At 75.1% G+C, this 18,292-nt stretch carries 18 protein-coding genes; 12 read left to right on the forward strand and 6 right to left on the reverse strand.

Features of this window, described 5'->3' with window-relative positions; all coding sequences use genetic code 11:
- The first annotated feature begins 156 nt into the window (after positions 1-156).
- The 3 genes from dhaK to SGLAU_RS03125 are packed head-to-tail and all read left to right on the forward strand — an operon-like array spanning position 157 to position 2,207.
- Entirely contained in the window at positions 157-1,149 is a 993-nt protein-coding gene (gene dhaK / locus SGLAU_RS03115) for a dihydroxyacetone kinase subunit DhaK (RefSeq protein ID WP_043498149.1), read from the forward strand.
- Positions 1,150-1,195: 46 nt separating this feature from the next.
- A complete protein-coding gene (gene dhaL, locus SGLAU_RS03120) occupies positions 1,196-1,795 on the forward strand; it encodes a dihydroxyacetone kinase subunit DhaL (protein WP_043498151.1) in 600 nt (199 codons plus the stop codon).
- Between the two features lies 1 nt (position 1,796).
- The gene (locus SGLAU_RS03125) at positions 1,797-2,207 is read left to right on the forward strand and encodes a PTS-dependent dihydroxyacetone kinase phosphotransferase subunit DhaM (protein WP_043498153.1); all 411 of its coding nucleotides are present in this window, start codon (positions 1,797-1,799) and stop codon (positions 2,205-2,207) included.
- Positions 2,208-2,319: 112 nt separating this feature from the next.
- On the opposite strand, the gene SGLAU_RS03130 is transcribed toward SGLAU_RS03125, so the two are convergent.
- Entirely contained in the window at positions 2,320-3,369 is a 1,050-nt protein-coding gene (locus SGLAU_RS03130) for a glycoside hydrolase family 75 protein (protein ID WP_099052756.1), read from the reverse strand.
- Between the two features lie 364 nt (positions 3,370-3,733).
- Here SGLAU_RS03130 and SGLAU_RS03135 point away from each other — a divergent pair, with 364 nt between their 5' ends.
- Positions 3,734-4,705, forward strand: a complete 972-nt coding sequence (locus SGLAU_RS03135) for a fibronectin type III domain-containing protein (protein WP_043498155.1) — start codon at positions 3,734-3,736, stop codon at positions 4,703-4,705.
- A 181-nt stretch (positions 4,706-4,886) separates the two neighbouring features.
- The gene (locus SGLAU_RS03140; RefSeq protein WP_043498157.1) at positions 4,887-5,423 is read left to right on the forward strand and encodes a hypothetical protein; all 537 of its coding nucleotides are present in this window, start codon (positions 4,887-4,889) and stop codon (positions 5,421-5,423) included.
- Here the strand turns inward: SGLAU_RS03140 and SGLAU_RS03145 are convergent.
- From SGLAU_RS03145 to SGLAU_RS03155, 3 genes are all read right to left on the reverse strand, one after another.
- Complete coding sequence (locus tag SGLAU_RS03145) at positions 5,411-5,962, reverse strand: PadR family transcriptional regulator (protein ID WP_043498159.1); 552 nt, start codon at positions 5,960-5,962, stop codon at positions 5,411-5,413. The genes SGLAU_RS03140 and SGLAU_RS03145 overlap by 13 nt on opposite strands.
- Before the next feature lie 33 nt (positions 5,963-5,995).
- A complete protein-coding gene (locus SGLAU_RS03150; RefSeq protein WP_043498161.1) occupies positions 5,996-8,011 on the reverse strand; it encodes an NADPH-dependent 2,4-dienoyl-CoA reductase in 2,016 nt (671 codons plus the stop codon).
- Positions 8,012-8,182: 171 nt separating this feature from the next.
- Complete coding sequence (locus tag SGLAU_RS03155) at positions 8,183-8,554, reverse strand: hypothetical protein (protein WP_043498163.1); 372 nt, start codon at positions 8,552-8,554, stop codon at positions 8,183-8,185.
- A gap of 305 nt (positions 8,555-8,859) precedes the next feature.
- On the opposite strand from SGLAU_RS03155, the gene SGLAU_RS03160 reads away from it, so the two are divergent.
- On the forward strand, positions 8,860-10,968 hold the full coding sequence (locus SGLAU_RS03160) for a SpoIIE family protein phosphatase (protein ID WP_078957568.1): 2,109 nt from the start codon (positions 8,860-8,862) through the stop codon (positions 10,966-10,968).
- Positions 10,969-11,114: 146 nt separating this feature from the next.
- On the opposite strand, the gene SGLAU_RS03165 is transcribed toward SGLAU_RS03160, so the two are convergent.
- On the reverse strand, positions 11,115-11,909 hold the full coding sequence (locus SGLAU_RS03165; protein ID WP_043498164.1) for a putative protein N(5)-glutamine methyltransferase: 795 nt from the start codon (positions 11,907-11,909) through the stop codon (positions 11,115-11,117).
- Between the two features lie 179 nt (positions 11,910-12,088).
- Complete coding sequence (locus SGLAU_RS03170; protein ID WP_043498165.1) at positions 12,089-13,120, reverse strand: membrane protein; 1,032 nt, start codon at positions 13,118-13,120, stop codon at positions 12,089-12,091.
- A gap of 98 nt (positions 13,121-13,218) precedes the next feature.
- Between SGLAU_RS03170 and SGLAU_RS03175 the strand changes: the two genes are divergently transcribed.
- The 6 genes from SGLAU_RS03175 (at position 13,219) to SGLAU_RS03200 (ending at position 18,153) form a co-directional block, all read left to right on the forward strand.
- Positions 13,219-13,659, forward strand: coding sequence for a MarR family winged helix-turn-helix transcriptional regulator (locus SGLAU_RS03175; protein WP_043498166.1), 441 nt, complete (start codon positions 13,219-13,221; stop codon positions 13,657-13,659).
- 71 nt (positions 13,660-13,730) lie between these two features.
- Complete coding sequence (locus SGLAU_RS03180; RefSeq protein WP_043498168.1) at positions 13,731-14,336, forward strand: sulfite oxidase-like oxidoreductase; 606 nt, start codon at positions 13,731-13,733, stop codon at positions 14,334-14,336.
- Positions 14,329-15,087, forward strand: coding sequence for a ferredoxin reductase (locus tag SGLAU_RS03185; RefSeq protein ID WP_043498170.1), 759 nt, complete (start codon positions 14,329-14,331; stop codon positions 15,085-15,087). Before SGLAU_RS03180 ends, SGLAU_RS03185 begins: the two co-directional genes overlap by 8 nt.
- A 98-nt stretch (positions 15,088-15,185) precedes the next feature.
- Positions 15,186-15,770: a DUF3592 domain-containing protein gene (locus tag SGLAU_RS03190; RefSeq protein ID WP_043498172.1), complete on the forward strand. Its 585-nt coding sequence runs from the start codon at positions 15,186-15,188 to the stop codon at positions 15,768-15,770.
- A 142-nt stretch (positions 15,771-15,912) separates the two neighbouring features.
- Entirely contained in the window at positions 15,913-16,881 is a 969-nt protein-coding gene (locus tag SGLAU_RS03195) for an acetylxylan esterase (protein WP_043498175.1), read from the forward strand.
- Positions 16,882-16,989: 108 nt separating this feature from the next.
- The gene (locus tag SGLAU_RS03200; protein WP_043498177.1) at positions 16,990-18,153 is read left to right on the forward strand and encodes an EstA family serine hydrolase; all 1,164 of its coding nucleotides are present in this window, start codon (positions 16,990-16,992) and stop codon (positions 18,151-18,153) included.
- Positions 18,154-18,292: the final 139 nt, after the last annotated feature.

Genomic DNA, 18,292 nt, shown 5'->3' on the forward strand with positions numbered 1-18,292 from the left:
ACCTTCACGGTCACAAGGTCAATACTGCCCTGGAGAGGAAACGCAGTCGTCCCCCGGCCGATCACCCGCAGTACCTGGCGTCCGGTCGCCGAAGTGGCCGTCGGATCAGTACCCGCAGGTTCAGGACTCGCCTGCTCATCTCGTCAGGAGGTACCGATGAAGATGCTCATCAACGTCCCGGAGACCGTCGTGTCCGACGCCCTGCGGGGCATGGCCGCCGCGCATCCGGAGCTGACCGTCGACGTGGAGAACCGGGTGATCGTGCGGCGGGACGCGCCGGTCGCCGGGAAGGTGGCCCTGGTCTCCGGCGGAGGATCGGGACACGAGCCGCTGCACGGCGGGTTCGTGGGGCCCGGGATGCTCTCGGCGGCCTGCCCCGGGGAGGTGTTCACCTCGCCGGTGCCCGACCAGATGGTGCGGGCGGCGGCCGCGGTGGACAGCGGCGCGGGGGTGCTGTTCGTCGTGAAGAACTACACCGGGGACGTGCTCAACTTCGACATGGCCGCGGAGCTCGCCGAGGACGAGGGCATCCAGGTCGCCAGGGTCCTGGTCGACGACGACGTGGCGGTCACCGACAGCCTGTACACGGCCGGCCGGCGGGGCACCGGCGCCACGCTGTTCGTGGAGAAGATCGCGGGCGCCGCCGCCGAGGAGGGGCAGCCGCTGGAGCGGGTGGAGGCGATCGCCCGGCAGGTCAACGACAGCTCCCGCAGCTTCGGCGTGGCCCTCGCCGCCTGTACGACCCCCGCGAAGGGCAGCCCCACCTTCGATCTGCCGCCGGGCGAGCTGGAGTTGGGCATCGGCATCCACGGCGAGCCGGGCCGGGAGCGGCGGGCGATGATGACGTCCGGGGAGGTCGCCGACTTCGCCGTGCACGCCGTCCTGGAGGACCTGGAGCCGCGCAACCCCGTGCTGGTGCTGGTCAACGGCTTGGGCGCGACGCCGCTGCTGGAGCTGTACGGGTTCAACGCGGAGGTGCAGCGCGTGCTGTCGGAGCGCGGCGTCGCCGTGGCCCGTACCCTCGTCGGCAACTATGTGACCTCCCTGGACATGGCGGGCGCCTCCGTGACCCTGTGCCAGGTCGACGAGGAGTTGCTGCGGCTGTGGGACGCGCCGGTGCACACGCCGGGCCTGCGATGGGGTATGTGACCCGGCGGCCGACGCGTTCATCCGACCTCTCACGCAAGGAGATCCCGTGCTCGATGCCGCTTTCTTCCGCCGTTGGATGACGGCGACCGCCGTGTCCGTGGACCGCGAGGCGGAACGGCTCACGGCCCTCGACTCCCCCATCGGGGACGCCGACCACGGCAGCAATCTGCAACGTGGTTTCGCCGCCGTCACCGCGGCGCTGGACAAGGAGGCCCCGGCCACGCCGGGGGCGGTGCTGGCCCTGGCCGGACGGCAGCTGATCTCGACGGTCGGCGGGGCGTCCGGTCCGCTGTACGGCACCCTGCTGCGCCGCACCGGCAAGGCGCTCGGCGACGCCGCCGAGGTGAGCGAGGAGGACCTGGCCGGGGCGCTGCGCACGGGGGTGGACGCGGTCATGGCCCTGGGCGGTGCCGCGCCGGGCGACAAGACCATGATCGACGCGCTGGTGCCGGCGGTGGACGCGCTCGGTGAGGGCTTCGGCGCGGCGCGGGCCGCCGCCGAGCGGGGCGCGGTCGCGACCACGCCGCTGCAGGCCCGCAAGGGACGGGCGAGTTACCTCGGCGAGCGGAGCGTCGGCCATCAGGACCCGGGCGCCACCTCGGCGGCGCTGCTGGTCGCGGGACTCGCGGAGGCGGCAGGTGAGTGACGTGACGAACGAGAAGGTCGTGGGCATCGTGCTGGTGTCGCACAGCGCGCAGGTCGCCGCCGCCGTGGCCGACCTCGCGCGGGGGCTGGCCGGTGGCGAGGCGGCGGTGCCCGTCGCCGCGGCGGGCGGCACCGAGGGCGGAGGGCTGGGCACCAGCGCGGAGCTGATCGCCGCGGCCGCGGCGTCGGTGGACCGGGGCGCCGGTGTCGCGGTGCTCACCGATCTGGGCAGTGCCGTGCTCACCGTGAAGGCCATGCTCGCCGAGGGTGACGACCTGCCCGGGCACACCCGCCTGGTGGACGCCCCGTTCGTGGAGGGCGCCGTCGCGGCGGTCGTCACGGCGGCCACCGGCGCCGGTCTGGACGCGGTGGCCGCCGCGGCGATGGAGGCGTACGACTACCGCAAGGTGTGAGCCCCGCGGCGGCGGGACACCGGGCGCGCCTCCCCGCCGCCGCGGCCGGCCCTGCACCGGCGGGTCCCGCGGCTCGCGTCGCGCACACCGCCGTGGACATCGGACGGGGCGCTCATCGCCCGGCGGCTCGTGTCGCGCACGCCGCCGGCACCGCGAGGGCTGCGGAGCCCGGGGAGCAGGCCGCCGCCCTCGTCCTCGTCGCCCGGGAGGCGGCGAGCGCCGTCAGGGATGTGGGGCTGCCCTCGGGTGACGGCCGGCCGGCGGTCCGGTGTCCGTCCGGCGCCGGGTCGTGGGCCGGACGGGCGGGTGCCGGCCGAGCGGCCGTGCCGACCCACTCGCGCGCCAGCCGCTCCCCCGCCGCCGCGACGGCGGCGTGGCTCTCCACCGGGGACTTCCCGGAGTCCTTGAAGACGATGTAGGTGACGCCGGAGGCGGTTCCGCCGCCGCGCGGGTCGGGGTCGATGCCGAGTCCCGCGGCCGCGGCGTACGACGCCTCGCCGATGATGTGGCCGGGGCCGACGTCGCCGACGACCGCGTACCGTACCCGGTCGCGGTACACGATCGCCGCGACCGAGCCGCCGCGTACGCCGTGCGCGCGGTGGTCCCAGACGCGGCTCGGGGCGGGGACGACGACGTAGGGCAGCCGTTCGGCGTCGGGCCGGCGGCCGTCGGACCCGGTGAAGGCCGTCACGGCGGAGAAGGAGGGGTCGGTGCGGCGGTTGCAGCGGCGGCCGGGGCGGCCGTCGCAGTCGATGTCCATGTCCGCCTTCCAGAACACGGCGTCGCGCGTGCCGCAGACCGCGATGTCCGCGGGTGCGCCGGCGTCGCTGCGGTAGCGCCCGCGGGAGACGGGGACGCAGTTCCGCGCCCTGGCGAGGAGGTCGGCGGCGCGTACGGCGCGCTCGCGCGCGGCGGCCGGCTCGGCGCGCGCCCCGGCCGGGCCCGCGGCGGGAGCCCCGTGGGCCGCGGGAGCGGCTGGGCGGGCGGCGGCCGCCGGAGCGACGGGGTGCGCGGGGCCAGGAGGGGCTGCGGGGGGTACGGGGCCGGCGGGGGACACGGGGGCCGCGGGAGCGGCCGGGGCGGCGGCGCCCGAGCCGGGGAGTGCCGTGGGAGCGAGCAGGGCGGCGCCGGCCGCGACCAGGGTGAGCGACTGGAGACGCACGATGAGTAGCCTTCCAGGGGTGCTGACGGGTCATCAGGTGCATCTGTGCCCCGCGGGGCCCGCGTCGGCACCCCATGGCGACCGGGCGGCCCAAGCGTCCGGGACCGGAGGGGCGGGGGCGGAGCGCCTCGACCGCCGCGGCCGTCCGGGCGCCGGCACCGGCGCGGTGCGGTCCGGACTACGGCGGCCTCCCCGCGCCGCGTCCGCGGATCGCCGCGCGGACGGGGCGCGTTCGGCCGCCGCACGGTGCGGCGTGGGCACCCCGCGGTGACGGCACCTGCGGCCGCCCTCTTGATGTGATCGCGTCGGGCGCGTCATATTGGTCCGGACCAATTCGTCACCCGTCCGCCCGGGAGGCCGACTCGTGCCCCGCGTTCCCCTGCCCGCGCTGCTGGTCTGCGGCACTCTGACGCTCGTGGTGTCCTGCGGCTTGAGCCAGGAGGGCGGGGACGGCGCGGCGCCCGGCGCGCCGACCGGGGTCACCGCGGCGGCCGGCAGCGCGACCAGCGTGCACGTGATGTGGAACGCCGTCTCGGCGGAGGCGGGCGTCCGCGTCTACGAGGTGTACCGCGGCACCGCCAAGGTGGACGAGGTGCCGGCGTCCCGGCACATGGTCGACGTCACCCGGCTGCGGCCGTCCACCACCTACGTCTTCACCGTGCGCGCCCGGGACGCCGACGGACGCCTCGGACCGCCCAGCAGGGAGGTGCGGGCCACCACCCCCGCGGCCGTCGCCGCCGACCGCTCGGCACCCTCGCGGCCGGCCGCGCCGCGGGGACGCACCGCAGGGAGCCGGGCCGTCCAGCTCACCTGGGACGCGTCGACGGACGACCGGGGCGTGGTGTCCTACGACATCCACCAGGGCGGCACGAAGATCCACAGCGTCGGCGGCTCGCAGACCGGGACGGTCGTCACCGGGCTGCGGCCGGGCACCCGCTACAGCTTCACGGTGCGGGCCCGGGACGCGGCGGACAACGTCTCCGCGCCGAGCGCCGCCGTCCGGCTCACCACCGCGCCCGGTGACGACGACGGCCGTGGCACCGCACCGACCGGTTTCCGGGCGGCGGCCCGTGCCGAGGACGGCGCCCACTACCTCCACCTCTCCTGGGTGCCGCCCCGCGCCGACGGGGTGATCACGGAGTATCAGATCCACCTGGACGGACGGGCGGCCACCTCCCTCGTGTGGGGCGGGACCGCGCCGCGGGAGAAGGCGACGTACAGCTTCTACCTGGGCCGCGAGGACGGCGTACGGCACCGGGTGCGCATCCGCGCCAAGCTGCCGGACGGCACCTGGGGCGGATTCTCGGCGGAGCGCACGGTGACGACCGGCGGGTGACCGGGGACCCGTTCCCGGCCGGGCCGTTCACCCGGACGGGCCGGTCCGTCACCCGCACGGGGGCCGCCCGCATGCGGGACACGCGCCGGAGCCGTTGGCTGGCTCCGAGGCAGCACGGGCGTTCCCCGACCCAGGCGGCGCAAGGGATGTACCGCCAACCGTGCCGCCGGAGGACACTTCCATGCGCAGAACTCAGCCACTTCTCCGCTGCGGACTGGCCGTGGCAGCCGCCGCCGCGCTGCCGCTCGGCCTGGCCGCCCAGCCGGCCGGCGCGGTCTCCGGGATCTCGGTGAGCACCAGCGGCTCCACCGTCTCGGTGACGACCAGCGCCTGCACCCAGGTCGGCGGCAGCTGGGGCAACGCCTCGCTGCTGACCAGCAGCCAGGCGAACTTCGCCCAGGGCCGTCAGACGGCGCTCACCGGCACCGCCGGCCTTCAGTCCGCGGCCTGGTCCAGCGTCAGCCCGGGGACGTACACGGTCATCGTGGTGTGCTCCAACGGCAGCACCGCGGGCAGCCAGTCCGTCATCGTCTCCGCGCCCGCGACCCCCACCGTCTCCCCCACGGCCACGCCCTCGCGGGGCGTGATGGGCGGCGTGGGCGGCGGCACCAAGGACTACGGCACCGTCACCATGGTGGCGGGCGGTGTGCTGGTCGGCACCGGCGCCATCGCGGCGGGCTGGTTCCTGCGCCGCCGCGGCAAGCCCTACCGGCTCTGATCCGCGGGCAGATCGGCGAACTCCGCCAGCGCGTGGGCCAGCCACCCGGTCCAGAACGTCTCCAGGTCGATGCCCGCCCGCAGGACGAGGTGCCGCAGCCGGTCCTCGGTGCTGTCCCGGCCGGGCGGGAAGTCCCTCTTCTCGATCTCCCGGTACTCGGCCAGCTGCCGCCGGTGCAGCTCAAGATGGCGGCGCAGGTCGTCCTCCAGGCCCTCGGTGCCGACCACGGCCCCGGCGCGCAGCCGCAGCAGCAGGGTGTCACGCAGCGGCTTGGGATCCTGGGGCGCGGCGGTCCAGCGGGCGAGTTCGGCACGGCCGGCGGGCAGCACCTCGTAGCTCTTCCGCTGCCCGCGGGCCGGCTGCTCGCTGGGCAGCGCCCGGATCAGGCCGTCGGCCTCCAGCTTCGCCAGCTCGCGGTAGATCTGCTGATGGGTCGCCGACCAGAAGTAGCCGATCGACTTGTCGAACCGGCGGGTCAGCTCCAGCCCCGAGGACGGCTTTTCGAGCAGAGCGGTGAGGATGGCGTGCGGGAGTGACATGGGGGCCATCCTAGGGACGGCCCCCCGTCCGGCTCAGAGCGCCGCCGCGAGTTCGGTGCCCTGCTTGATGGCGCGCTTGGCGTCCAGTTCGGCGGCCACGTCGGCGCCGCCGACGAGGTGGGCCGGGCGTCCGGCGGCGATCAGCTCGTCGTACAGGTCGCGGCGCGGCTCCTGGCCGGTGCACAGCACGATGGTGTCGACCTCCAGGACGGTGCTCCGCTCGCCCACCGTGATGTGCAGCCCCGCGTCGTCGATCCGGTCGTAGCGCACGCCGGGGACCATGGTGACGCCGCGGTGCTTCAGCTCGGCGCGGTGGATCCAGCCGGTGGTCTTGCCGAGGCCGGCGCCGACCTTGCTGGTCTTGCGCTGGAGCAGGTGGACGGTGCGCGGCGGGGCGGGCCGCTCGGGGGCGGCGAGGCCGCCGGGGGCGGCGTAGTCCATGTCCACGCCCCAGTGGCGGAAGTACGTGGCGGGGTCCTCGCTCGCCCTGTCGCCGCTGTCGGTGAGGTACTCGGCGACGTCGAAGCCGATGCCGCCGGCGCCGAGCACGGCCACGCGCCGGCCGACGGGGGCGCGGTCGCGCAGCACGTCGAGGTAGCCGACGACGCTCGGGTGGTCGACACCGGGGATGTCGGGGGTGCGCGGGCTGACGCCGGTGGCGACCACGACCTCGTCGTAGCCGGCGAGGCCGGCGGCGTCCACCCGGGTGTTGAGCCGTACGTCGACGCCGTGGGCGTCGAGCTGGTGGCGGAAGTAGCGCAGGGTCTCGTCGAACTCCTGCTTGCCGGGGACCCGGCGAGCCACGTTGAGCTGGCCGCCGATCTCGGCGGCGGCGTCGAACAGGGTGACCGCGTGGCCGCGTTCGGCCGCCGTGACCGCGCAGGCGAGACCGGCGGGTCCGGCGCCGACGACGGCGACCCGCTTGCGCAGCCGGGTCGGGGAGAGCACCAGCTCGGTCTCGTGGCAGGCGCGCGGGTTGACCAGGCAGGAGGTGATCTTGCCGCTGAAGGTGTGGTCCAGGCAGGCCTGGTTGCAGCCGATGCAGGTGTTGATGGCCTCGGGGGTGCCGGCGGCGGCCTTGTTCACGAACTCGGGATCGGCGAGCATCGGGCGGGCCATGGAGACCATGTCGGCGGTGCCGTCGGCGAGCAGCCGCTCGGCGAGTTCGGGGGTGTTGATGCGGTTGGTGGTGACGAGCGGGACGGAGACCTCGCCCATCAGCCGCTTGGTCACCCAGGTGTAGGCGCCGCGCGGCACGGAGGTGGCGATGGTGGGGATGCGTGCCTCGTGCCAGCCGATGCCGGTGTTGATGATGGTGGCCCCGGCCTCCTCGACGGCCTTGGCGAGGGTGATCACCTCGTCCAGGGTGGAGCCGCCGGGCACCAGGTCCAGCATGGACAGCCGGTAGACGACGATGAAGTCCTCGCCGACCGCCTCGCGCACCCGGCGGACGATCTCCACGGGGAAGCGCATGCGGTTGCCGTAGGAGCCGCCCCACCGGTCGGTGCGGTGGTTGGTGGGGGCGGCGGTGAACTCGTTGATGAGGTAGCCCTCGGAGCCCATGATCTCGACGCCGTCGTAGCCGGCCTGCTGGGCCAGGCGGGCGGTGCGGGCGTAGTCGTCGATGGTGCGCTCGACCTCGGCGTCGGTCAGTTCGCGCGGCGGGAAGGGGCTGATCGGGGCCTGGAGCGGGCTCGGGGCGACCAGGTCGCGGTGGTAGGCGTAGCGCCCGAAGTGGAGGATCTGGAGGGCGATCCGGCCGCCTTCGCGGTGCACGGCCTCGGTGACGACCCGGTGCTGCTCGGCCTCCGCGTCGGTGGTGAGCTTGGCGCCGCCCTCGTACGGCCGCCCCTCGTCGTTGGGCGCGATGCCGCCGGTGACGATGAGGCCCACTCCCCCGCGGGCGCGCTCGGCGTAGAAGGCCGCCATGCGCGCGAAGCCGCCCTCGGCCTCCTCCAGGCCGACGTGCATGGAACCCATCAGGACGCGGTTGGGCAGGGTGGTGAAGCCCAGGTCGAGCGGGCTCAGCAGGTGCGGGTAACGGCTCATCGACGCCTCCGTGCGCGGTGTGGTGCCCTGTAGTTGTAGAGGACCGCACACCGGTTGTGCAACTAGTTGCACAACCAAGGGGCGAGACGTGACGGGTCGCACAGCCCGCCGGGACACGCCGAGGGGGCGGTCACCGGCGGGCGCCGGTGACCGCCCCCTCGGCGGCGTGGATCAGCGGCTCTCGAGCACCAGGTGCAGTTCACGCTCCTGGTCGCCGGAGGCCGTGCTCTGGTCGTGGACCGTGAACAGCGAGTCCAGGGTCGTACGGAACCGGTCGATCGCCCAGTAGCCGCCCTGGACGTCGGCCGTCACCGGGGCCGAGAGCCGGGCGGGGCGGGCGGTGCCCTCGTGCCGCTCGGACACGTCGAACGTGCCGAGCCAGACCATCGGACGCGTCTCGTGCCACTGCTCGGGCACGTCGTCCTCGCACCGGTCGGACGCGAAGCTGGCGCACAGGGTGTCGAAGACCACCCGGGCGTCCTCCTTGCTGCACCCGCTGATCTCCACGGAGACGGACTCCGGGTGCGACCGTTCGCCGTTCATGGTGACCGCTCCTCTCATGGCAGTGCCGGGGATGCGCGAGTGCCCCGCGCGGCCGACCGCACTCCTCACCTCAGGAAATCACCGGCTTCGGCGGAGCACCACCGGCGGCGGCCACGGGGTGCGAAACCGCCTTGTGTGGGACATAACACCTCTCGTACACCGCGCCCGGGTGATTCTCCCGGCTGGTGGGCCCATGTCGGGGGATGGTGGAGTAGGGCGGGGTGGCGTAAGAGAGATGGTTGAGCGCAGGACGACATGGGGAGTCGGCACGGGGCGGGCGTGCCGAGGCGAAGGCGGTGCGTGGGATGAGTGCGACCGGGCCACCGGCGGCCGGCGGAACCGGGCCGGGCCGTGCGGCGGGACGGCCCGGCGGGCCGGACCGCGGCGCGGAACGCCCCAGCGGGCTGCTGGACGTGCTGGGCGTCGCCTCGGTGGTCCTCGACGCCGAGGGCCGCATCGTGCTGTGGAGCCCCCAGGCCGAGGAACTGTTCGGCTATCCGGCCCACGAGGCGCTGGGCCAGTACGCGGCCCGGCTGATGGTCCACGAGGAGCATCTCGGCCTGGTGATCGAGCTGTTCGCGGACGTGATGGCCACGGGTCGGGGCTGGGCGGGGGCCTTCCCCGTGCGGCACAAGGACGGCAGCACCCGGCTGGTGGAGTTCCGCAACATGCGGCTGCTGGACGACCGGGGCGACGTCTACGCCCTGGGCCTCGCCGCCGACCAGTCGACCGTGCGCCGGCTGGAGCGGGACGTGGCGCTGTCGTCACGGATGGTGGCGCAGTCGCCGATCGGACTGGCCGTGCTGGACACCGGACTGCGCTACGTCTCCGTGAACCCGGCGATGGAACGGATCGACGGCCTGCGGGCCGAGGAGCACCTGGGCCGTACGGTGCACGAGGTGCTGCCGATGATGGACGCCGAGGCGCTGGAGGCCGCGGCACGCCGGGTGATGGATACCGGACGGTCGGTCGTCGACCGGAGCTCGGTCGGGCGCACCCCAGCCGACCCCGGCCGGGACCACGTCTGGTCGGTCTCGCTGTACCGGCTGGAGGACGCGTTCCAGACCGTGCTGGGCGTGGCCGTTTCGGTGGTGGACGTCACCGAGCAGCACCGGGCGGGCGTGGAGGCGGAGACGGCCCGGCGCCGGCTCGCCCTGATCGCCGACGCCTCCGCGCGGATCGGCACCACCCTGGACCTGGAGCTGACCGCCCGCGAACTGGCCGAGGTCGCGGTGCCGGAACTGGCCGACGTGGCCGCCGTGGATCTGCTCGCGGCGGTGGTGGAGGGACGGCGCAGCAGTCTCGGTCCGGCCGAGGCCGCGGTCATCCGGGCGCTCGCGGTGCGCGCGAAGGAGTCACCGGACGCGCTGGCGGCCGCGGACCCCCCGGGGCAGGTGGCCCGCTACGGGCCCGACCGGCTCGTCACCCAGTGCGTGCGCACGGGCCGCCCCGTGCTGGTGCCGCGGGTCAAGGACGAGGACCTGCCCCGGATCGCGCGCTCACCGGAGGCGGCCGTGCTGCTCGGCCGGGCGGGCGTCCACTCGTACCTCGCCGTGCCGCTGATCGCCCGCGGCGAGGTGCTGGGCGCCCTGGACCTGAAGCGGACCGGCAACCCGGTCCCGTTCGGCCAGGACGACCTGCTGCTGGCCCGGGAACTGGCGGCCCGGGCGGCGGTGCAGATCGACAACGCGCGCTGGTACCAGAACGCCCGGGACACCGCCCTCGCCCTCCAGCGCAGCCTGCTGCCCAGCCACCCACCGGTCACCGGCGGCCTGGAGGTCGCCTCCCGCTACCAGCCCGCCGGGGCGACCACCGAGGTCGGCGGCGACTGGTTCGACGTGATCCCGCTGGAGGACGGCAGGACCGCGCTGGTCGTCGGCGACGTGATGGGCAGCGGGATCAACGCCGCCGCGACCATGGGCCGGCTGCGCACCGCCACCAACACCCTGGCCGTGCTGGGCCTCGACCCGGCCCGGCTGCTGGGGCACCTGGACCGGATCACGGAGGGGCTGGACCACTCCATCGCCACCTGCCTGTACGCCGTCCACGATCCCCGGCGGCGGCAGTGCCGGATCGCCAACGCCGGGCACCTGCCACCGGTCCGGGTGCGCGCAGGCCGCGGACCGGAGCTGCTGGACCTGCCGACCGGGGCGCCGCTGGGCGTGGGCGGGGTCGCCTTCTCCACCACGGAGTTCGACCTGGATCCGGGCGACGAGCTGGTGCTCTACACGGACGGCCTGGTCGAGACCCGCAGCCACTCCCTCGACGAGCGCCTCGGCACCCTGCTGAGCCTGCTGGACGGTCCGGCCCGCCCGCTGGACGAGATCTGCGACCTGCTGCTGCGCACCTTGCACCACCCCGACAACCACGACGACGTGGCCGTCCTCATCGCCCGCGTGCGCACCGGGACCTGAGGCCGCGTCGCCCCGGCTCCCGGCCGGGCCCGCGCGGCGGGGCGAGCGCGCCGCTCCCGCTCCACCGCGCGAGCAGGCCCCCGGCGGCCCTCCGACGGCCGGGGAGGCGCACGGCACCCGGCGAGGCCCGGCCGCGCCCGCGGTGGTCAGGCCACCCCGATGACGACCTGGGCGTACAGCTCCTCGGAGACCGCCAGACGGGCCGTCAGGCCCGCCTCGGCGAACGCCGCCAGCGCCGCCGGGGCCTGGCGTTCGCTGGTCTCGGTGAGCAGGCAGCCGCCGGGGGCCAGCCAGTGCGGGGCCTCGGCGGCGACCCGGCGGGCGACGTCCAGGCCGTCGGCGCCGCCGTCCAGGGCGGTCAGCGGCTCGTGGTCGCGGGCCTCGGCGGGCAGCAGTCCGACCTCGCCGGTGGGGACGTACGGCACATTGGCCGCGAGGATGTCGATGCGCCCGCGCAGCGCGGCGGGCAGCGCCTCGAACAGGTCCCCCTCGTACACCCGGCCGCCGGCACCGGCGAGGTTGCGGCGGGCGCAGCGCACCGCCGCCGGGTCGATGTCGGCGGCGTGCAGTTCGACCGGGCCGAGTCCGTCGGCGAGGGCGGCGCCGACCGCGCCGGAGCCACAGCACAGGTCGACGACGACGCGCGCGTCCGGCGCCTGCGCGAGGGCCTGCTCGACCAGGAACTCGGTGCGGCGGCGGGGGATGAAGACGCCGGGTTCGACGGTGATGCGCAGGCCCCGGAACCCGGCCCAGCCGAGCACGAGTTCCAGCGGGAGGCCGGAGACCCGGCGGTCCACCAGGGCGGTGAGTTCACCGGGGGTGCGGGCGGCGTCGAGCAGCAGGTCGGCCTCGTCCTCGGCGAAGACGCAGCCCGCGGCGCGCAGGGCGCCGACGACGGACGCACGGGAGGAGGGGGACGGGACGGAACGAGAAGCGGGCATGTACCCAGAAGCCTTTCGGGAACCGAAGGGCGCCCTCGTGGTCAGCCGGGCCGGCGGTCCGCGCCGGGGCGAAGTGAGGGCACCCGTGCCGTTGCAGCGGTAATGGGTCTCACCTCCCTGGTGCGGCGCGGCCGGGTCCGTCCACGGCCGACGGCAACCCTACCCCAGGGGCCGAACGGTCAGACCCCGACCGCCTCTTCGGCCTCCTCCGCGGCCGCGTCCGCCGGGTCGCGGCGCGCCGGGGATGCCGGGGTGGCCCGGTGCCGCTCGCAGGCGCCGGCGACCGCCGTGACGGCGAGGCCCGCCACCAGCCAGGCGGCCAGTGTCCACAGGGTGCGGCCGAGCCCGTCGCCGTCGAAGTAGAGCAGGCTGCGGGCGCCCTCCACGAACCCGGCGCCGTTCCAGAAGGCGTGCAGGGTGCCGAAGAAACCGTTCTGCAGCTCGGGCCGGAACAGGCCGCCGGAGCTGGTGAAGTTGAGCATCACGAACAGGACCATCATGGCGAGCGTGGTCCAGCGCTTGAGGAAGGTGTGCAGGCCGACGCCGATCAGCAGGATGCCCGCCGAGTACAGCCAGGCCAGCCCCCAGATCCCGGCGAGGTCGTGGTGGGCGAGGTGGAAGACGGGTCCGGCGAGGAGCGTGCCGATGCCGCTGACCGCGACGGAGACGCCGAGGGTGAGCAGCGCCCGCAGCCGCATCGGCAGCGGGGCGCCCACGCCGCCGAGGACCGCGACCGAGGCGTAGGAGCCGATGCTGACCGCGATCATGAGGAAGAACAGGCCCTGCCCGGTCGGGTCGTCGGCGACCGGCTCGGCGACGTCGGTCACCTGGGGCGGGACACCGCGGGCCGCGGCGACGGGCGTGAAGACCTTCTCGACCGCCATGGCGCCCATGTCGGAGGCGGCGGTGGCGACCAGGATCTCGGGCGCCCCGGGATCCGGGACGTAGGCGCCGGTGATGTCACGGGACTCCAGCAGGGCGACGGCGCGGGCCCGGTCGGGGACGGTGCGCACGTCGAGCGCGTCGCCCGCCTCGTCCTGGACGGACCGGGCCAGCGCCTCGGCCTCGGCGCCGCTGCCGACGACGGCGACGGGCAGGTGGTTCGGCTCGGGGGTCACGAACGCCCCCATGTAGGCGAGCCCCATGCCCACGCACATCAGCAGGGGCGTGACCAGGTGCGTGAGCACGTGGCGCAGCGCGGGTGACCGCATCCTCGGGTCCTCCTTCGGTCCGCCAGCCGGCCCGGAGAACCAGTTGGCATATACAACTTGTTTTCAGTTGTACTATACAACTGACTGGAGGAGGTCCCGTGACAGCAGCCGAGGCCGTGGAGGCCGTCCAACGCGAGATGACAGCCTTCGCCCGCCGCGCCCGGGCCTCGGCGGGGCGCATGCACCCCGAGCTGTCGCTGGTCTCGTACACCCTGCTCGGCCATCTGGAGGAGCGGGGCGGCTGCCGCGCCACCGATCTCGCCGCGCACTACGCCCTGGACAAGTCGACGGTCAGCCGCCAGGTCGGCGCCCTGGAGCGGGCCGGGCTGATCGAGCGGCGGGCCGACCCGGACGACCACCGGGTACAGGTGCTGCACCTCACCGGCACCGGACGGCGGCTCCTCGCCCAGGTCACCGAGAGCCGCCGGGCGGCGTTCCGGGAGCGGCTGGCGGACTGGCCGGAGGAGGACCTGGCCCGGTTCGCCGCGTACCTGATCCGCTACAACGCCTGGACGCCGCCGGACGCACCGGACGCCTGACCGCGGCCCGCCGGGGTCACCCGGTCACCCCGGGCGCCGGACCACCCGCCGGGGGCACGTACGGTTTAACCATGAACGTCACCCGAGGCTTCACCGGACGCCCGCGCGTCCACCGTCCGGGCCTGCCGCCCGGGCAGTACGACGCGGGCGACGACTGGCCCGTGCTGTCCGCCGAGGTCACCCCCGACCTGGCCCCAGCCGACTGGACCTTCCGCGTCGACGGACTGGTCGAGGAGCCCCGCACCTGGAACTGGGAACAGGCGCACGCGCTGCCCGGTTCGGTGTACGAGGGCGACATCCACTGCGTGACCAGCTGGTCGAAGTTCGGCGTGCGGTTCGGGGGCGTCTCCCTGGACGCCTTCCTCGCCGCCGTACGCCCCCTCCCCACCGCGACGCACGCGGTCGCCTACTCGCACACCGGGTACACCACCAACCTGCCGCTCACCGACCTGACCGGCGGCAAGGCGTGGATCGCCTTCAGCCACGACGGGCGGCCGCTCGCCCCCGAGCACGGCGGCCCGGCGCGGCTGCTGGTGCCGCACCTGTACTTCTGGAAGAGCGCCAAGTGGATCGCGGGCCTGAAGCTGCTCGACCACGACGAGCCCGGCTTCTGGGAGCAGAACGGCTATCACGCGCGGGGCAACCCGTGGGAGGAGCAGCGGTACTCCGGTGACTGAGACCACCTTCACTCCGCCGACCCGGTTCGCCATCCCGGGCCGGATCGCCGTGACCCACCAGGGCGCGAACGTTTGGCAGACCGCCACCCTCACCGAGATCCGCCGGGAGACCCCGCGCGCCGCCACCTTCCGGTTCGCGGTGCCCGCCTGGGTGGGCCACGTCCCCGGGCAGCACCTGCAGCTGCGGCTGACTGCCGAGGACGGCTACCGCGCCCAGCGCCACTACTCGCTGGCGTCCGCGCCCGACGACTCGGGGCACATCGAGCTGACCTTGGACCACGTCGAGGGCGGCGAGGTCTCCGGCTGGTTCCACGGCGAGGCCCGGCCCGGCGACCGGGTCGAGGTGCGCGGCCCGGTCAGCGGCTTCTTCGCCTGGCCCGGCGACCGGCCCGCGCTGCTGATCGGCGCGGGTTCCGGTGTCGTACCGCTGATGTCGATGGTCCGGCACCACCGGGCGCGCGGCCTCGGCGTGCCGCTGCGGCTGCTGGTGTCGGCGCGCAGCCCCGAGGAGCTGATCTACGCCCGGGAGTACGGCGCGGAGACCACACCGGTGTTCACCCGGAGCGCCCCGCCGGGCACGCCGGTGGGGCGGATCGCCGCCGCGCACCTGGAACCGGTGCTCGCCGAGGCGCCGCCGGGCGGCTGGGAGGCCTACGTCTGCGGGTCCAACGCCTTCGCCGAGCACGCCTCCCGGCTGCTGGTGGCGGCCGGCCAGCCGGTGGACCGCATCCGCATCGAGCGCTTCGGCTGAGCCGCCTCCCGCCTCTCCCGCGTGCGTGAGCGAACCCCCGCGGACGGGGTACCGGGAGACACAGGGTGCTCGCACGCGAGGCGGCGAGGAGGCGGCGGATGCGGACCTCGGTGGGCGGCCGGTGCCGGCGGCGCAATCCGCTGCGGCGCCGGTCGGACGTCGTGGAGGCGTGGACGGTGCTGGCCGTCGCCGTCCTGCTGGTGCTGGGGGCACCGCTGGCGGGGGCGGGAACGGCCTGGTGGGCGTACCAGGACGCCCGGGCGACGGCGGCCGAGCAACGCGCGGAGCGGCACCGCGTGCGGGCCGAGGTGACCGGCGCCGGCCCCCGCTCGGCGTCCGCGCCGCACGGCGGCCGGGCGTACGCGTACCGGGCGACCGTGCGCTGGACCGACCCGCGGGACGGGGTGCGCACGGCGGTCGCCCGGGTCCCGGCCGGCACGGAGGCGGGCGACCGCGTCGAGGTGTGGTTCGACGCCCGGGGCCGCGCGGTGCCGGCGCCGCCGGACGGCGGCCTGATCTGGCAGCACACCCTCACCCTGGGCTTCTGCGCGGCGGGCGCCACGGCCGGGACCGTGCTGCTGGGGCACGCACTGGTCCGGCGGGCGGCGATGCGCCGCAGGCTCGACGAGTGGGAGCGGGAGTGGGCCCGGACCGAGCCGGAGTGGACCCGGCGGCGGGCGTGAGGGGCGGCCGGACTCGCGCCGGGCGGCCACGAGGTTCGAGATGCCGGACGCCGTCCGAAAGCTGGGCCGGGTCTGGCGAGCGGTCAGGGCGTGAACATACGGTGCGATCATCAGCACCCCCTCTCCACCGAAGGCGGTCTCCATGGCCTTGTTCGACCTCCCGCTCGACGAACTGCGCGAGTACCGCAGCGACTCCACCGAGCCCGAGGACTTCGATGCCTTCTGGTCCAAGACGCTGCAGGAGGCCCGCGAGCACGACCTGGACGCCCGGTTCGAGCCCGTCGAGACGGGCCTGTCGACCGTGCGGGTCCACGACGTGACGTTCGCCGGGTTCGGCGGCCACCCGGTGAAGGGCTGGCTGGTCCTTCCCGCGGCGGCCGGGGAACCGCTGCCGCTGGTGGTGGAGTTCGTCGGCTACGGCGGCGGCCGCGGCCTGCCGCACGAGCATCTGCTGTGGGCCTCCACCGGACGCGCGCACTTCGTGATGGACACCCGTGGCCAGGGCAGCGCCTGGGGCGGCGGGGGCGGCACCGCCGACCCGGTGGGCGGCGCCCCCGCCTACCCCGGCTTCATGACCCGCGGCATCGACGCGCCGGAGAACTACTACTACCGCCGGGTCTTCACGGACGCCGTGCGGGCCGTCGAGGCCGCGCGCTCGCACCCGCTCACCGACGCCTCCCGCACCGTCGCCCTCGGCGGCAGCCAGGGCGGCGGCATCGCCCTCGCGGTGGGCGGGCTGGTGCCCGACCTGGTGGCCGTGGCACCGGACGTGCCGTTCCTGTGCGACTTCCCGCGCGCGACGACCCTGACGGACCGCAACCCGTACCGGGAGATCGGCCTCTACCTCAAGACGCACCGCGGACGCACCGCGGACGCCCTGCGCACCCTGTCCTACTTCGACGGCGTGCACTTCGCCGCCCGCGGCCGGGCACCGGCGCTGTTCTCGGCGGCGCTGGAGGACCAGACCTGCCCGCCCTCGACGGTCTTCGCGGCGTTCAACGCCTGGGCGCACGAGGAGAAGGCGATCGAGGTGTACGACTTCAACGACCACGAGGGCGGCGGGCCGTACCAGGACCGGGCCAGGCTGGACTGGCTGCGGTCGTACGCCTGATCCGAGACGCCTCCTTCCCTCCGGTCCGACCAGTCGGTACGTTCGGCGGCGGCCCGGTGCGCAGCGGCGCGCCGGGCGTTCCGACGGACGACGGACGACGGAGGGTGCATGTCCGAGCCAGGGCCCGTGGTGCACGGCCACTGCGACAGCCGCTTCACGGCGGTGCGCACGGCATTCGAGGAGAACTTCCGCGACCGCGGCGAGCTGGGTGCCGCGGTCGCCGTCACGGTCGACGGAGTGCGGGTGGTGGACCTGTGGGGCGGCTGGGCCGACCCGGGCCGCAGCCGCCCCTGGGAGCGGGACACGGTGGTCACCGTCTGGTCCACCACCAAGGGCCCGGTGGCGCTGTGCGCCCACCTGCTGGCCGACCGCGGTCTGCTCGACCTGGACGCGCCGGTGGCCGCCTACTGGCCCGAGTTCGCCGCCGCCGGCAAGGAGAAGGTGCTCGTCCGGCACCTGCTGTCGCACCGGGCCGGACTGTCCGGGCCGCGCGAGCCGCACTCCTTCGCGGACCTGTGCGACTGGGAGCTGACCACGGGCCGGCTCGCGGCCATGGAGCCCTGGTGGGAACCGGGCACCCGGTCCGGCTATCACGCCCTGACCTACGGCCACCTCGTCGGCGAGGTGGTCCGGCGGATCTCCGGACTGCGGCCGGGCGCCTTCCTGGAGCGGGAGGTCACCGGTCCGCTCGGCATCGACTTCACCATCGGCCTGCCGGAACGGGACGCCGGGCGCGCCGCCCGGCTGGTGCACGCGTCGGCACCGCGCGGCGAACAGGCCGCGGCCTTCAGCCGGCCGGCGCCCGCCGCGCTGGCCGCGCTGACCAACCCGGCGGTGGGCGCGCGGGAGGCCGGCACACCCGAGTGGCGGGCCGCCGAGATACCCGCGGCCAACGGCCACGGCACCGCCCGGGCGGTCGCCGACCTGTACGGCGTGCTGGCGGGCCTGGGCGCCCCCGGCGGGCGGCGCCTGCTCTCCGCCGGCGCCGCCGAGCGGGTGCGCGAGGGGCAGGGCGCCTGCCGGGACCTGGTGCTCGGCGCCGGGTTCGCACGGGACACGGAGGCCGGGCTCGGGTTGTGGCTGAGCGGCGCCAACGGCTCCTACGGGCCGAACCCGCGCGCGTTCGGCCATGACGGCTTCGGCGGCTCCTGCGGTCTCGCGGACCCGGAGGCGGGGCTCTCGCTGGGCTATGTGATGAACCGCATGGGCCCGCGCATCGCGGACGACCCGCGGAAGATGGCCCTGGTGGAGGCCCTGTACAGCGCCCTGTGACGGCATCGCGGGGGCGGCCCGGCGCGTCGGCGGAGCGGTCCGCGCGGTCCGGTTTCGGCCGAACCGCCGGGCCACCCTTCCCTAGTGGTTTAGACCAATGCTAGATGTGGTGGCGCAATGAGCCCGAGTGGCTACGGCA

The organism is Streptomyces glaucescens (assembly GCF_000761215.1).
Classification (GTDB): domain Bacteria; phylum Actinomycetota; class Actinomycetes; order Streptomycetales; family Streptomycetaceae; genus Streptomyces; species Streptomyces glaucescens_B.

Coding starts and splice junctions, on each gene's coding strand:
- dhaK (WP_043498149.1), top strand. CDS start 157: ATGAAGATGCTCATCAACGTCCCGGAGACCGTCGTGTCCGACGCCCTG.
- SGLAU_RS03140 (WP_043498157.1), top strand. CDS start 4,887: ATGCGCAGAACTCAGCCACTTCTCCGCTGCGGACTGGCCGTGGCAGCC.
- SGLAU_RS03145 (WP_043498159.1), bottom strand. CDS start 5,962: ATGTCACTCCCGCACGCCATCCTCACCGCTCTGCTCGAAAAGCCGTCC.
- SGLAU_RS03150 (WP_043498161.1), bottom strand. CDS start 8,011: ATGAGCCGTTACCCGCACCTGCTGAGCCCGCTCGACCTGGGCTTCACC.
- SGLAU_RS03155 (WP_043498163.1), bottom strand. CDS start 8,554: ATGAACGGCGAACGGTCGCACCCGGAGTCCGTCTCCGTGGAGATCAGC.
- SGLAU_RS03160 (WP_078957568.1), top strand. CDS start 8,860: ATGAGTGCGACCGGGCCACCGGCGGCCGGCGGAACCGGGCCGGGCCGT.
- SGLAU_RS03165 (WP_043498164.1), bottom strand. CDS start 11,909: ATGCCCGCTTCTCGTTCCGTCCCGTCCCCCTCCTCCCGTGCGTCCGTC.
- SGLAU_RS03170 (WP_043498165.1), bottom strand. CDS start 13,120: ATGCGGTCACCCGCGCTGCGCCACGTGCTCACGCACCTGGTCACGCCC.
- SGLAU_RS03180 (WP_043498168.1), top strand. CDS start 13,731: ATGAACGTCACCCGAGGCTTCACCGGACGCCCGCGCGTCCACCGTCCG.
- SGLAU_RS03190 (WP_043498172.1), top strand. CDS start 15,186: ATGCGGACCTCGGTGGGCGGCCGGTGCCGGCGGCGCAATCCGCTGCGG.
- SGLAU_RS03195 (WP_043498175.1), top strand. CDS start 15,913: ATGGCCTTGTTCGACCTCCCGCTCGACGAACTGCGCGAGTACCGCAGC.
- SGLAU_RS03200 (WP_043498177.1), top strand. CDS start 16,990: ATGTCCGAGCCAGGGCCCGTGGTGCACGGCCACTGCGACAGCCGCTTC.